A 13,915-nucleotide genomic window follows, 5' to 3' on the forward strand; every position below is an offset into this window, starting at 1 on the left:
AGTATTATCTCCAATCATGCGGACATTCAGCTTGCTCCATTGCCGGTTCCGGCACGACGCACGGCATTGACAGCGCCCCCTCGAAGGCAACCACAGGATCAATCGCGTTCGTTTCTCCCAAAACGAATACTTGACTATCTAAGTCATGATTACTATGCGAATGACATGTTCGCTAAAGGGGTGTCTTCATGACCGGACCATCATATTCCCGCTCTCTCCTGCCGTTGCTCGCAAGCCTGGCAGCGCTGACATTTTCCCCGGCACGTGCCGACGACATCGTCGTCAAGGATTCGCGCGGGCAAGACATCAACATCAAACGCCCCGTCGATAGCGTCGCAATTTTTCCGCTGCCTATCCCGGAAGCGTTGATTGCGCTCGACGGCGGCACGCAGCGCCTGACTGCGATCAATCCGCGCGCCAAGGCTGCCCTCATGGGAGGGGTGATCGGCCAGCTATTCCCCGAGATCGCTGATATTCGCACCGACCTGGTGGCCCCGAACTTCATTCCAAACGTCGAAGAGATTTTGAAGACCGGTCCGGATGTTGTCGTACAATGGCAGGCCAAGGGCGACGAACGGGTCGCACCGATGGAAAATGCCGGCATCAAGGTCGCCACCGTCAGCACGGAATCACGCGAAACGCGCCGCGGCTACGTCTCCATGCTGGGCCAGATTCTTGGCAAGGAAGACCGCGCCAAGGCTTTCCTTGATTGGGAAGACAAGACCGTCTCCGATATTGCTGCAGTTCTCGAAAAGGCCGGACGGCCCAAGCCCCGCATCGCGTTCATCGATAGCATGAACGACAATGAATTCGTCGTCTTCGGCCGGGAAGAGCCTTATTTCGCCGCCTCCGGTCTTGCCAATGCTGCCACCGAAGCAGGCTTCACCGAAGGCTCGGTCAAGGTCGGCGCGGAATCGCTGCTCGAATGGAAGCCGGACATCATCTTCGTCAACTACTACAACGATGCGATCAAGCCGGCCGACATTCTTGCCCACCCGGTTCTTGGGGCACTTGATGCCGTCAAGAACGGACGCGTCTACAAGACCCCGGCCATCGACCCCGCAACGGCTGCGGGCGGCGAGCTTGCCTACCAGTGGTTCGCCGAAATCGGCTATCCGGACCTCTTCAAGACCGACATGCGCGCAGCGGTTACCGATGGCTTTCAGCTGCTCTACGGCAAGCAGTTGACCGCCGCACAGATCGACCAGCTCGTGCAGATGGACTGGAACGGCAAGAGCGCCGGTTACGCCGAGGCATTCGGCACGTCCAAGTAACAGAAAAGGGGGGCGACGTGAAAGATATCGGCTTCATCACGTCCGGCGATGGCGCGCACCTGCAATGCTATCAGGACTACAAGGATTATATCGACGAAGAGATATACCTGCGCACGCTCGATAGCGTCGATCTCAGCCGCTTCAAGGCAATCGTCGTCCCCGACTTCTCCAACCAGGCGCTGCTGCAGACCCACGCGCGAAAGCTGAACGACTATCTCGCCAATGGCGGTTTCCTCATCGTTTTCGAACCGAACCGAATGGACGAATGGCTTGATGTCGTCTCCGTCCAGTGGTTTTCGCGCGAGACGGAAGACTGGAAATGGTGGATGAAGCCTGGTGGGCGCATGGAAGCCTACCAGCCCAACCCCGGTCATTCGATGGCGAAGGCCATCCCGCTGGCCGACATGTGCTGGCATTTCTTTGGCGCATTCCGCTTTGCCGAAGGCACGACACCGATCCTCAACCTCGACAATGACGAGGGCTGTCTGATGTATGACCAGCCTTTGTCCGGCGGTGGGCGGCTGATCGCCTCGACGATCGACCCGCATACCCATCACGGCCGCCGCTTCATGCCGGCAACAACACGTTTTCTCAACGGCTTCTATCCGTGGCTCAAGGCGGAGGTACAGGGACGTGGTTGAACAGGCAGCGACGTTTCGCGGTGGGAGGCGGCCGCATCTGCTCTATGTCCGCTCCACCAGAAGCTACAATATAGACCGCATGGGTGGCCTCGTTCCCCAGGATTGGCGCTATAGCCCGCTCGATATCTATGATCTGGAAAACATCGCGCTCGACGATGTGGATGTGCTGTTCGTCTCGGGAATGCACGATCAGATTTTCATGAAGTCGATCGAACCGAAGCTGGTCGCCTATCTGGCAGCGGGCGGCCATTTTCTGATCAACGGGCACATCATCCTGCCCTGGCTTCCGTGCCTGTCGCCGTTCAAGACCGTCAGCCCGCGCCCGTTCACCAACTGGATGATCCGGCAGGCTGAACCGGGCGCCTATTTCGGACGCATGGATTTCGAGAACTTCCACCGCCACGAAGGCATTCTCGGCCAGTATGCGCGGGGCTATACGGACGTCCCGGAAAGTGGACAGGCGCTATGCCTGATCGGCGGGCCGACCGCCGACGGTTCCATCCATGAGGGACCGGTCGATTGGGTCTGGCAGATGCCGGGTGGCGGCAAGGTCTTCGTGCACAATGGCGACCATATCGAGCAATTCTGTTCCGATCCGCGGCACCAGCCCAATCTGTTCCACAACATCCTGCAGGCCCTGATCGGATCGGATGAAGCCCTCGCGCTCGACAAAGGCACGGCTTCTGGCGTTGCGAGCTGATGTCGTCGCTCGTGAAGGAAAACGCCTCGTTCAATGCGGCTGACCGGACTGCCGGAACCCAAAGGCTGGTGATGCCGGCCCTGGTTGCTCTGCTGTTCCTGTCATGCATCGCCGCCCTCAGCATCGGCCGCTATTCCGTGGGCCTATCCGATCTGATGACCCTTGTCGGCGGCTGGCTCGGCCTCAGTGACGGGCGCGCTGCGGTGGCAGACTCTGTCTGGCGCGTCGTCGAGCTCGTCCGGGTGCCGCGCATGCTGATCGGCGCTTTTGTCGGTGCCGGACTGGCGCTTTCGGGTGCCGTCCTTCAGGGCGTGTTCCGCAATCCGCTGGTCGATCCGCATGTCATCGGCGTTTCCTCAGGCGCCGCCTTTGGTGGCGTTCTGGCAATCCTGATCGGCCTCGGCGCCGCTGCACTCTGGTCCATGGCGTTCGCCTTCGGGTTGGGCGCGCTCGTGCTCGTGGTGTTGGCAAGCCGGAAAGCGGGCCGCTCCTCGATCCTGATGCTGGTCCTGTCCGGCATCGTCGTCTCCGCCCTATTCTCCGCGTTGGTATCGCTGGCAACCTATCTTGCCGATCCCAACGATACGCTGCCTGCGATCGTCTTCTGGCTGATGGGATCGTTTGCCAGCGCCACGCCCGAACGCGCCCTCTACATGGTGCCGATCGTCGCGCTCTTTGCCATTCCGCTGCTTTTGATGCGCTTCCGGATCAACATCCTGTCGCTTGGCGACGAGGAGGCGAGGGCGCTTGGCCTCAGGGTCGAGCCGAGCCGCTGGTTCATCCTATGCTGCGTGACCGGCATCACTGCGGCGAGCGTTGCCAATTCCGGCATTATCGGATGGGTCGGGCTGGTCGTTCCGCATTTCGCCCGCGTTCTGGTCGGGCCGGACCATAACCGGCTCTTGCCGGCGGCCGCACTCCTCGGCGCAAGCTTCATGCTACTCGTCGACACAATGGCAAGATCGCTTGTCCCGGCCGAAATCCCGCTCGGCGTGCTGACAGCGATCGTCGGCGCACCCGTCTTCATGCTGCTTCTGCACCGGACACGGAGCGAAGGATGGTAAGAATGATCGAGGCGCACGCGGTCGGGTTCCGTTATGTCGCCAATGCACCATTCCTGTTCGAAGATCTTTCCTTCTCTCTGGATAGAGGGCAGACAGTCGTCCTACTCGGCCGCAACGGCCGGGGAAAGACAACGTTGCTCAAGTGCCTAGCCGGTCTTGCGACGCCGACCGCGGGCACCGTCCACTGTGCCGGCGCGGTCGGCTACGTACCGCAACAATTTGCCACCCCCTTCAGCTACTCCGTCCGCGATGTCGTGCTGATGGGACGGGCTCGCCATGTCGGGTTGTTTTCCAACCCGACGTCCAAGGATCGCTCGCTTGCGGCGGATGCCATAGAGCTTGTCGGATTGAGTGCGTTTGCCGAGAGGGCCATCGGCACACTGTCCGGGGGCGAGCGCCAGCTGGCGTTGATCGCCCGTGCACTCGCATCTGAAGCAGAAATTCTCCTGCTTGACGAACCAGCATCCGCGCTCGATTTTCACAATCAAGCCCTGATGCTGGCGATGTTGAAAAAGCTCTCCAGGGACAATGGGCTGACCATTGTCATGACAACGCACGAGCCCACCCATGCGCTGGAAATCGCCGACCGGGCTGTCCTGTTGCATGGGGCAGGCCGGTGCCAGGAAGGGAGTATCCAAGCGGTCTGCACAGAGGAACGGCTTTCGGAGCTCTACGGCATTCCGATGAGACACCTGACCTATTCCAACGATGGCCGGCCGGTGTCCAACATCGTTGCAAGCTATGGCGTGGTCAATTCTGATTAAACGCGGCGATGCCGGCCGTTTCCTTGTAAACGAAAGCCCAGTCTTACAATTCCGGCGGAAAGCCCGGCGCGCGCAGATCGGTTCCCACCGCATCCTCGAGCAGTTTCACCACCTGCGACGACCACGCATCGCCGCCATAGGTCGAGCGGGCCCGGATGAAGGTTTGCAACGTGTGCGACGCGAGGTCGAGCGGCACCCCGAACTGCTTGCCGAAACCCAGTGCAAAGCCGAGATCCTTACAGGCGAGGTCCATGGTGAAGTTGATGTTGTAACTGCCGTTGAGGATGACCTGACCCTCCGTCTCGTGCACAAAACTGTTGCCCGAACTCGCCTTGATGATGTTGAAGGCATCGGTCAGATCAATGCCGCCCGTCTTTGCCAGCATCAGGGCCTCGCCGGTTGCCAGAAGATGAATGAAGGCCAGCATGTTGGTGATGACCTTGATCACGGCTGCCTTGCCGAGTGGCCCGGCATGAAAGATCTCGCCGCCCATAGCGTTCAATGCTGGCCGGTGCGTTTCGAACAGGTCGCGGTCGCCACCGGCGATGACGGTGATGTCCCCGGCCGCCGCGCGATGAACGCCGCCGGTCACCGGAGCCTCCAGCATGCGGATGCCGTGCGCGGCGGCGACAGCGGCAAGACGCTCGATGTCGTTCTGATCGAGCGTGCTCATCTCGATCCACGTTCCGCCAGCTTTCAAGCCGGATAAAATTCCATCCGCGCCGGTCAGCACGGCCTCTGAAATGGCCGGCGAGGGTAGGCAGGTGATGACGGCGTCGACGTCGCTTGCCAGCGCCTGCGGACTGCTCGCCCACAGTGCTCCACGCTCAAGCAGTGGCTCCGCGAGGCTGCGTTCGCGATCGTGAACGGTGAGCGAAAAACCTTCGCGCACAAGACTGCCCGCCAGATGCTGGCCGAGATGCCCAAGTCCGATGAAGCCGTAACGCATATCCGTACTCCGTTTCAGGTTGGGCTCGGAATGCAGGTGGAAACCGGTTTCCATCTGCGCTGTCCGGCCTTGGTCGTCAGGTCTCAAGCCGCGTCTTCGAGGATCATCGCAGCACCTTTTTCCGCGACCATCATCGTCGGTGCATTGATGTTGCCGGCTGTGACGTTGGGAAAGACCGAGGCATCGACAATGCGCAGGCCTTCGATCCCATGCACCCGAAGCCGCGCATCCACCACCGATATCGCTGCATTCGGCCCCATCATGCAGCTACCGCAAAAATGATAGATCGAGCTGGCATTGGCGCGGAAATAATCCAGCAGGCTTTCGTCGCTGGCGGCCGATGACGATGGAGAAACTTCGGCGTCTATGATGGCGGCGAGAGAAGGCGCCGATGCAATCCGGCGCACCAGCCGGCTGCCCTGGATCACGTCATTGATATCGCGGTCGGTCGAAAGGTAGTTGGGCTGGATCAGCGCTGCCTCCCCCGGATTCGCAGAGGCAAGCGCAATCCGGCCGCGGCTCGTCGGCCGGCAGGAGTTGAAGGCAATCAGAAAACCCGGATAGGGCTCCGGGACCATGGACGCGCTGGCATCGACGGGAATGCGGTAGGATAGCGGATTGAAATAGAGCTGGATGTTCGGCCGGGTTTCCGCTGGCGTGCCGCGAAAGAACCCACCCGCCTGATTGACGCTCATGGCGAAAGGTCCCTTGCGGGTCAGCACATATTGCAGACCGAGCCGCGCCTGCCCGAACAGACTGCCGAACACACCGTTCAGCGTCGGCCTGTTGGCGCGATAATAGAAGCTTGCAGCCAGATGATCCTGAAGATTTTCGCCAACGGCGGGCAGGTGAAGACGGGTTTCTATGCCCTTCGCGCCAAGCGCTTCGCCATCGCCAAGCCCTGAGAGCTGCAGCAGTTTTGGCGTGTCGATCGCGCCGGCCGAGACGATCACCTCGCGCCGCGCAGAAAATGTCCGCCGAACGCCATCCTGCAGAACCTCGACGCCGGTTACGCGTCCGTCCGGCGCAAAGACCAGCCGCTGTGCAAAGGCGCGGCGTTCAATCCACAGATTGGTGCGCTTCAGGGCCGGGCGCAGATATTCGGCACTGGAATGCGAGCGCAGGCCGTTGCGGGTGTTGATATCGTAGACACCAGCGCCTTCGATCGAGGCACCGTTGAAATCCGCTGTCGATGGCAGCTGTAGTTCTTCGCAGCCCTTTAGGTAGGCGTCGGTGACCGGATGGGTCATGCCGCGCATCGGCGTCACATGGATGGGTCCCTTGTCGCCGTGCCAGTGTGAGGCGCCTTTTTCATGGGTCTCGAGCCGCTTGAAAAAGGACAGGACATCCGCCGCACCCCAGCCCGGGTTCCCGGCCGCTTCCCAGTCGTCAAAATCATCGGCAGCGCCCCGCACGAAGACCATGGCGTTGATCGAGCCCGACCCTCCCTGGACCTTGCCGCGCGGCACGTAGATACGCCGCCCGTCAAGCTCCGCCTCCGGCTCGGTCGAATACATCCAGTTGACCTTGGGATTGTAATAGCTCTTCGCATAGCCGATCGGGATCTTGAACCAGAAGGACGAATCCTTGCCGCCCGCCTCGATGAGGAGAACGCTATAGCGGCCGTTCTCGCTCAGGCGGCTTGCAAGGATGCAGCCAGCCGACCCTGCGCCGATAATGACAAAGTCGTAGATCATGACAGGTCTCTGTTCAGGCTCAGCCGCTGGCGGGCATGAATTCCTTGATGTCGGCGGGCGCGGCTGCCATCTGCAGATGCAGGCGGTCGCCGGTATAGGGAGAGTGTTTTTCGACGACATCGAGATTGAGCTCGATGCCAAGGCCCGGTTCGCGCGAAGGAATGAGATAGCCATCATCGAACTGCAGCTTCGTTTTCAGCACGTCGCCGTGAAAACCGCCGAAATCCATGATTGCTTCGTGGATGAGGAAGTTGGGCGTCGCGGCCGAAAGCTGGATGCTGGCGGCGGCGCCCACAGGACCGTTGTAGAGATGCGGCGCGATCTGGGCATAGAAAGCTTCAGCCATGCCGGCGATCTTCTTGGCTTCCAGAAGGCCGCCGACGCGGGCGACATTCATCTGCAGGATCGCGGCGGCGCCGAGCTGCAGCACGCGCTGGAACTCGTATTTGGTCGTCAGCCGTTCACCGGTCGAAATCGGGATGGACGTGGCACGCGCCACTTCGGCCATGGCCGCTTCCTGTCCTGGCGGCACCGGCTCCTCGAACCACAGCGGGTCGTATTTCTCCAGCCGTCGCGCCAGCCGGATCGCCGAGGATGGCACCATCTGCCCATGCGTTCCGAAGAGGATATCGGCCCGGCTGCCGATCGCTTCGCGGATTTTGGAGCAGAAGAGTTCGCAACGGTCGAGAACCCCCATCGAAAGCTGGTGTCCGGAATAGTTGGTGTAGGGGCCGGCCGGATCGAACTTGACGGCTGTAAAGCCCATCTCGACCATGCGGATGGCTTCTTCGGCGGCCAGATCAGGGTCGTTGTAGTCGTAGTCACCAGCGGCATTCTTCGGGTAGAGATAGGTATAGGCCCGCAGCTTTTCGTTGACGGTGCCGCCGAGCAGATCGGAGACCGGCCGCCCCGCCGCCTTGCCGATAATATCCCAGCAGGCGATTTCCAGGCCAGAGACGATACCCATCATCGTCGTGTCAGGGCGCTGGGTGAAACCACTGGAATAGGCAGCCCGCCAGAAGCGCTCGATCTGGTGCGGGTCGTGATCCAGAAGATAGCGCTGGAACACATCGTCGATCAGCGGAACCATGGCTGAGGGATGAAACGAGGTCGCATAGATTTCGCCAACGCCGGTAATGCCGCAGGCCGTCTCGAGCTGGACGAAAATCCAGTACATGCCGCCCACATGCGGCGGCGGAACGGCAACCACATAGGTCTTCAGCGATGCGATCTTCATGGGTGGTTCCTCCCTCGCCAGGTGATCAATGTTTCAGGATGACAAGTCGCGTCTGCGTGAATTCCAGCATGCCGTGTTTGCCGTCGTCACCGCCAAGGCCGGATTTCTTCCAGCCGGCGTGATAGCCCTGATAGGGATCAGCCGGGAAACGGTTGACATAAAGCTCGCCTGCCTCGATCTCGCTCGCCGCCTGCATCACCTTCCGGTAGTTTTCCGAAAACAGCACCGAAGCGAGCCCGAACTGGTGATCGCTGGCCAGCGCCAAAGCCTCGTCAAACGTTTCGTAAGAGAGAACCGCCAGCACCGGGCCGAACACCTCTTCGCGGACGATCTCCATATCCTGACGGCAGCCGGTGATCAGGGTCGGCGGATAGAAATAGCCATCGCCGTCCGGAACCACGCCACCGGCAACGACCGTTGCGCCCTCAGCTTTGGCCCGCTCGACCATCCCGTGAATACGATCGCGCGCCGCCGCATTGGCAAGAGGCCCCATGATGTCAGGATCGGCGGCGCGGTCGCCGAAACGGCGGGCCGCAAAGCCGGTGCGCAGTTTCTCGACGAGAACATCGTGGATCGAGGCGTGCACATAAAGACGTTCAGCCGAGGTGCAGACCTGTCCGCAATGGGCGGTCTTCGCCCCGAGTATCAAGCGCGCAACCGCATCGAGATCGGCATCAGGCTCGACGATGACGGGCGACTTTCCGCCAAGTTCGAGCGACGGTTTGGCGATATTGGTCTTGCAGTAATCAAGCACCGTCTGGCCTGCGGCCACGCTGCCGGTGAGCGTGATCATGCCGACCGCCGGATGCGTGCACATGGTGCGAGCAACATCGTGTGACATCGTCATGATGTTGACGAGGCCTGCCGGCAGACCAGCCTCCAGAACGGCTTGCGCAAACGCGAAGGCCGAAGTCGGTGTGTTGTTGCTCGGACGGATCACAACGGCATTGCCGGTGATCAGGGCAGGGGCGATCTTGCGCACCAGCGTATAGATCGGAAAGTTGAACGGGATCAGGCAGGCGACGACGCCGATCGGCTCACGCTTCAACATCAGGGTTTCGTCGGGCGTATCGCTTTCGATAACCTCGCCCTCGACGCGGCGCGCCCATTCCGCATGATAGCGCATCAATTCGACGCCATAGATAGCCTCAGCCGTCGCGTCGGCGAGGCTCTTGCCGGATTCCGACGCAAGTGCCTCGCCAATCCTTGGGGCATGACGCTCAATGGCATCGGCCAGTTTCCGCAGGGCATCGCCACGCTGGATCGCAGGCAGCTTGCGCCAGGATTTCTGCGCACTCTTGGCTGCCTCGACTGCCGAAACGACATCCGCGTCGGTAGCCGCCGGAACCGTGGCGAAAATTTTGCCGTTGGCGGGGTTGCGCACCTCTATCCCGGGCAAGCCGGAAGCCTCGACAAAGCGCCCACCGATAAAGTTGCGATGCTGCGTCATGAGCCCACCCGAAAACACATTCTGTTTCAGGCAGTAGACGGGACCTCGCCCCCTTTTCGCAAGCGACTTATTGTCGGGCCAAGCATTCCAAAAACGAATGTTCGCCCCTGCTCATTTTGCATCGCCGCGAAGGCCGTGATGCAGCGCCACCTCGTTCAGAAGCCAGTTGCGAAAATGCTGGACATTGGCGGCTTCCGGCTGATCTGTGCGGGTGACCAGCCAGTAGGATTCATGACCTTCGACTTCGACGTCGAGCACCGGCACGAGCTGGCCGCTTTGCAGTTGACTGCTGACCATGAAGCGATCAACCACGGCAATGCCGTGCCCGTTGCAGGTAGCTTCGATCACCAGATCGAGAAGGTCGAATTCCAGTCCGCCCCGCACATCGGTGTCGCTAAGGCCGGCGGCGTCCAGCCAATGCTGCCAGGTGAGATAGCGCTGGTCAGCGGCAGCCAGCACATGCAGGAACGTGAAGGATGACAGGTCGATATGACCGTTCCGGTTGGCTCCCTCCAACAGGCCGGGCGCGCAGACGGCGATGTGCCGTTCGGTCATCAGGATTCGCGATTGCAGCATCGGCCATTCGCCATCGCCGAAACGGATGGCGCAATCGAGCAGGCTGCGCTCGGCCAGTGTGTCCCTAAGATCGGTACTGAGGCTGATCTCGATCTCCGGTAGGGCCTGCCGCAGGCGCGACAGCCGGGGCATCAGCCAGCGTTTGGCAAAGGTCGGCGGCACGTTGATGCGCAGCCGGTTGTGGTTGTTCTTCTCCATGATGGAGCGCACCGTCTGCTCGACATTGTGAAAAGCCAACTGCAGCGTTGCCAGCAGTTCGGCGCCGGCGCGCGTCAGTTCAAGATCATGGTGATGGCGGATCAGCAGGTTTTCGCCCAGCTGCTTTTCGAGATTGCGAACCTGCCTGCTGACAGCACTTTGCGTCAGGTTGAGCATCTGTGCCGCACGCGTGAAGCTGCGTGTCTGACCGACGACCTCGAACACCTTCATCGCCGAAAGCGCAGGTAATTTCCGCATTCCATCGCTTCCATAAAATTCAGTGGTCTGAATCAGCCGAGGCGTCCGTCCATCTATGTTCAGACGTCCCGGTCCCGTCAAGTTTCTGATTTTCCCGGCACCGTTTTTGGTGTTACGAAACCGGCGGCAAGGCTTCGTTGCACCGCACGCGGAAGCTTCCGCCTTCCGCACCATTGATGTTGTGCTACGATCCATCCGGTCTTGCCCGTTCGGATGAACGGCGATGGAATGGCGGCTCGGCACACTTGGACAGGCATTGACGACATGAACTGGCGACATCTCCCACTCAAGAGCCTGACGGTCTCCCTGCTCGTCTGGCTTGGCCTGATCGGGCTGTTTGCCGGCCTGTCGATGCGGATTGAATATCAACGGGCATCGGACGAACTCTTTGCGACGGGGCAAACGATCCATCGGCTGATCTCCCAGCGGACGGCGCAGCATGACGCACATCTGACCAGTCTGGTAGCCTTGATCAAGGCAGCGCCCGAGTTGCCTGAAACAGCGATTGGCGAAGTCTTCCGGAGCATTATCCAGTTCTATCCACGCATTGCCGCGATCGATCTCGTACGGTTTCCATCAGAAGGCTCCCCCGAGGCAACGACACTGATATCCACACCGGATGGCCCGCAGAAAACCGATCTGTCGCCCATCGCAAGCTCTATTGCCAGACAAAGGCAAGGCGAGGTGCGGACCTATCTCAACCCCGCCTATCCAGGCAGGTACCTTCTGGGCAAGCGCGCGACGGCAGACAGCCCTGGCCTGGCAATCGTTGTCCAGATCGACCCGGCCTTGCTGATCGAGGGCGAAGAGCGGCCCGCCTGGGCGCAGGTGCGCATCAGCCTTGACGGCGAAACGGTGCTGGACGACGAGGTTGATGGCCGCAGCGCGGTTGACAGCATCTTGCCACAACCGCATTTCAGCAAGGTGATCGACAGTCAGAGCCAGCCCTTCAGGGTGGACGTAACGCGCCCGCTATCCGTTCCGGATATTATCAACGGGGCCAGGATCGGTGGCTTTGCGCTTGCGTCATTGCTGGTCCTGTTTTTGCTGTTGTTCACCTGGCAACTGAAAGCCAATGCCCGGAAACTGCAGCAAACGGCAGAGGAAGCGGAGCGAAGAGCCCATCTTCAGGAGCACGAAACAAGACTTGCCCATGCCCTGCGGGTCAATGCTCTGGGTGAACTGGCGTCGGGTATTGCCCATGAACTGACACAGCCCCTGACCGCGCTTTTGAGCCAGAGCCAGGCGGCTCAGCGTCTTGCGTCAGCCGATAGCCCTGACCCCACCTTGCTCTCCATGGCACTCGCCGCCAATGTGCGTGAAGCCAAGCGCGCCGGGGCCATGCTGAAGCGAATGCGCGACTATATCAGCAAACGGGAGCAGAGACCTGTTCTGGCTGATCTCAACCAGATCGTTACCGATATCGCCGAACTCGTGCGCGCCGATCTTGAAAAGCGGCAGATCGGTCTCATTCTCGATCTCGCCACGCCGTCGCCGCAGGCGGTCGTCGACCCCATCGAAATGGAGCAGATGCTGCATAATCTCATCCGAAATGCTGCCGACGCGCTGCAGGATGCAGATACGGCAAGCAGAACCATCCGTATCGAGACGATCATGTCGGAGAACGGTGCGATCCTTCGGGTGACCGATACCGGCACCGGTATCGACGCGGACACGCTGCCGCGCCTTTTCGAACCGTTCTTCACGACGAAACCCGATGGAATGGGGCTCGGTCTCGCCCTGTGCGCTTCACTGATCGAGCGGATCGGCGGACATATCGACGCCCGCAACCAGACATCGGGTGGCGCCACTTTCACCATTACACTGCCACTTGCCGAGCAACACCTGAAAGCCGCGCAATGAAGCAGTTTCAGATCTATCTGATCGATGACGACGAACCGGTCCGCGAGGCGATAAAACTGCTTCTCAGTACCTACGGTATGACAGTCGAGACATTCGGTGATCCGGCCACGTTCCTTGCCCATGTCGATCCGAAACGTCCCGGATGCATTCTGGCTGACCTGCGTATGCCGCTGATTAGCGGCTTGCAGATGCACGAACGGCTGCTGGAACGCGGCATCGGCTGGCCAACCATCATGATCACAGGCCATGGAGACGTGAATGCCTGCCGCCGCGCCTTCAAGGCGGGTATCCTCGATTTTCTGACCAAACCGATCGATGAACAGGTGCTACTGGACGCCATACATGCCGCGTTCCAAGCCTTGGAGCGTGTCCTCGAAAAAGAGGAATCGATGGAACTGCTGCGGGGCCTGACGGAGCGCGAACGGGAGGTTCTGGACATGGTCTGCCGCGGTTGGGCCACAAAAGAAATTGCCGTCGCGCTCACCGTTTCGGCACGAACCATCGATGCGCACCGGGCCAATATTGCCGACAAGCTGGGGACCAGTTCCGTCGCCGACTTCGTGCAGTTGACGTCGGCCGGCGCGGACGTGCCTCGTAGGTAGAAATACCTAGACGGGTTGGTCCCGCTGCGGATTCGGTATCGGCGTTTGCACAGCTATTCCTATCACCAGAAAGCAAGGCGCTTTCCCGCATCGCGTTCACGATAGGAGACAGATGAAATGAACCGTATACTGCTTGCCGGCTCGATTGCACTTGCCCTGACATCCGCAGCCTCTGCCGAGGTTCTCAAGGAAAACAACATGCCGCTGGATATCGCGGTAGAACTGGCACAGAGCGCTGTCTCCGCCTGCGCCGCCGATGGCTACAACGTGTCCGCGGCCGTCGTCGACAGGGCAGGTGTGGTTCGTGCGCTGCTGCGCGCCGACAATGCCGGACCGCATACGGTCAATGCAGCACGCGACAAGGCGTTTACGTCCGTTTCCGCCCGCATTCCGACGAGCGTCATGGTCGAGAACATCCAGAAGAACCAGAGTGCCGCACAGCTCGTCGCCATAGACGGTTTCCTCGTTCTGGCCGGTGGCGTGCCGGTCAAGATGGGCAAGGAAACCATCGGCGCTGTCGGCGTCGGCGGAGCACCGGGCGGTCATCTCGACGAGGCATGCGCCAATGCGGCCATTGCCAAGGTGCAGGATCAACTCAAGTAAGCTCTGACGACTTAACCACTCGCGGCGCCCGTCGCGGGT

Annotated in this window: 13 protein-coding genes; 8 read left to right on the forward strand and 5 right to left on the reverse strand. The window is 60.5% G+C overall.

Annotated elements, in window-relative coordinates; translation table 11 throughout:
* Positions 1 to 188 precede the first annotated feature (188 nt).
* The 5 genes from R6X40_RS24935 to R6X40_RS24955 are packed head-to-tail and all read left to right on the forward strand — an operon-like array spanning position 189 to position 4,443.
* Positions 189 to 1,274 carry an ABC transporter substrate-binding protein gene (locus tag R6X40_RS24935; RefSeq protein ID WP_318417086.1) on the forward strand — a complete coding sequence of 362 codons (1,086 nt, stop codon included), beginning with the start codon at positions 189 to 191 and terminating at the stop codon, positions 1,272 to 1,274.
* Positions 1,275 to 1,291: 17 nt separating this feature from the next.
* Positions 1,292 to 1,915 carry a hypothetical protein gene (locus tag R6X40_RS24940; protein ID WP_318417088.1) on the forward strand — a complete coding sequence of 208 codons (624 nt, stop codon included), beginning with the start codon at positions 1,292 to 1,294 and terminating at the stop codon, positions 1,913 to 1,915.
* Entirely contained in the window at positions 1,908 to 2,615 is a 708-nt protein-coding gene (locus tag R6X40_RS24945) for a hypothetical protein (protein ID WP_318417090.1), read from the forward strand. The genes R6X40_RS24940 and R6X40_RS24945 overlap by 8 nt, the downstream gene beginning before the upstream one ends.
* Positions 2,615 to 3,679 carry an iron ABC transporter permease gene (locus R6X40_RS24950; protein ID WP_318417092.1) on the forward strand — a complete coding sequence of 355 codons (1,065 nt, stop codon included), beginning with the start codon at positions 2,615 to 2,617 and terminating at the stop codon, positions 3,677 to 3,679. Before R6X40_RS24945 ends, R6X40_RS24950 begins: the two co-directional genes overlap by 1 nt.
* Positions 3,680 to 3,681: 2 nt before the next feature.
* The gene (locus R6X40_RS24955) at positions 3,682 to 4,443 is read left to right on the forward strand and encodes an ABC transporter ATP-binding protein (RefSeq protein ID WP_318417094.1); all 762 of its coding nucleotides are present in this window, start codon (positions 3,682 to 3,684) and stop codon (positions 4,441 to 4,443) included.
* A gap of 43 nt (positions 4,444 to 4,486) precedes the next feature.
* On the opposite strand, the gene R6X40_RS24960 is transcribed toward R6X40_RS24955, so the two are convergent.
* The 5 genes from R6X40_RS24960 to R6X40_RS24980 all read right to left on the reverse strand — a co-directional run bounded on the left by R6X40_RS24960 (position 4,487) and on the right by R6X40_RS24980 (position 10,808).
* A complete protein-coding gene (locus R6X40_RS24960) occupies positions 4,487 to 5,446 on the reverse strand; it encodes an NAD(P)-dependent oxidoreductase (RefSeq protein WP_318417095.1) in 960 nt (319 codons plus the stop codon).
* Between the two features lie 29 nt (positions 5,447 to 5,475).
* On the reverse strand, positions 5,476 to 7,089 hold the full coding sequence (locus R6X40_RS24965; protein ID WP_318417097.1) for a GMC family oxidoreductase: 1,614 nt from the start codon (positions 7,087 to 7,089) through the stop codon (positions 5,476 to 5,478).
* Positions 7,090 to 7,108: 19 nt separating this feature from the next.
* A complete protein-coding gene (locus tag R6X40_RS24970; RefSeq protein WP_318417099.1) occupies positions 7,109 to 8,326 on the reverse strand; it encodes a mandelate racemase/muconate lactonizing enzyme family protein in 1,218 nt (405 codons plus the stop codon).
* Positions 8,327 to 8,351: 25 nt separating this feature from the next.
* Positions 8,352 to 9,776, reverse strand: coding sequence for an aldehyde dehydrogenase (aldA, locus tag R6X40_RS24975; protein WP_318417101.1), 1,425 nt, complete (start codon positions 9,774 to 9,776; stop codon positions 8,352 to 8,354).
* 111 nt (positions 9,777 to 9,887) lie between these two features.
* On the reverse strand, positions 9,888 to 10,808 hold the full coding sequence (locus tag R6X40_RS24980; protein WP_318417102.1) for a LysR substrate-binding domain-containing protein: 921 nt from the start codon (positions 10,806 to 10,808) through the stop codon (positions 9,888 to 9,890).
* Positions 10,809 to 11,072: 264 nt separating this feature from the next.
* On the opposite strand from R6X40_RS24980, the gene R6X40_RS24985 reads away from it, so the two are divergent.
* The 3 genes from R6X40_RS24985 (at position 11,073) to R6X40_RS24995 (ending at position 13,876) form a co-directional block, all read left to right on the forward strand.
* Positions 11,073 to 12,671 (forward strand): sensor histidine kinase, encoded by a 1,599-nt coding sequence (locus tag R6X40_RS24985; protein ID WP_318417104.1) that lies wholly within the window; start codon positions 11,073 to 11,075, stop codon positions 12,669 to 12,671.
* A complete protein-coding gene (locus R6X40_RS24990) occupies positions 12,668 to 13,273 on the forward strand; it encodes a response regulator transcription factor (protein ID WP_318417106.1) in 606 nt (201 codons plus the stop codon). Before R6X40_RS24985 ends, R6X40_RS24990 begins: the two co-directional genes overlap by 4 nt.
* Before the next feature lie 117 nt (positions 13,274 to 13,390).
* Positions 13,391 to 13,876, forward strand: coding sequence for a heme-binding protein (locus R6X40_RS24995; RefSeq protein WP_318417107.1), 486 nt, complete (start codon positions 13,391 to 13,393; stop codon positions 13,874 to 13,876).
* Positions 13,877 to 13,915: the final 39 nt, after the last annotated feature.

Origin of the sequence: Rhizobium sp. PL01 (assembly GCF_033447125.1) — a bacterium.
In the GTDB taxonomy this organism is placed as follows: domain Bacteria; phylum Pseudomonadota; class Alphaproteobacteria; order Rhizobiales; family Rhizobiaceae; genus Pararhizobium.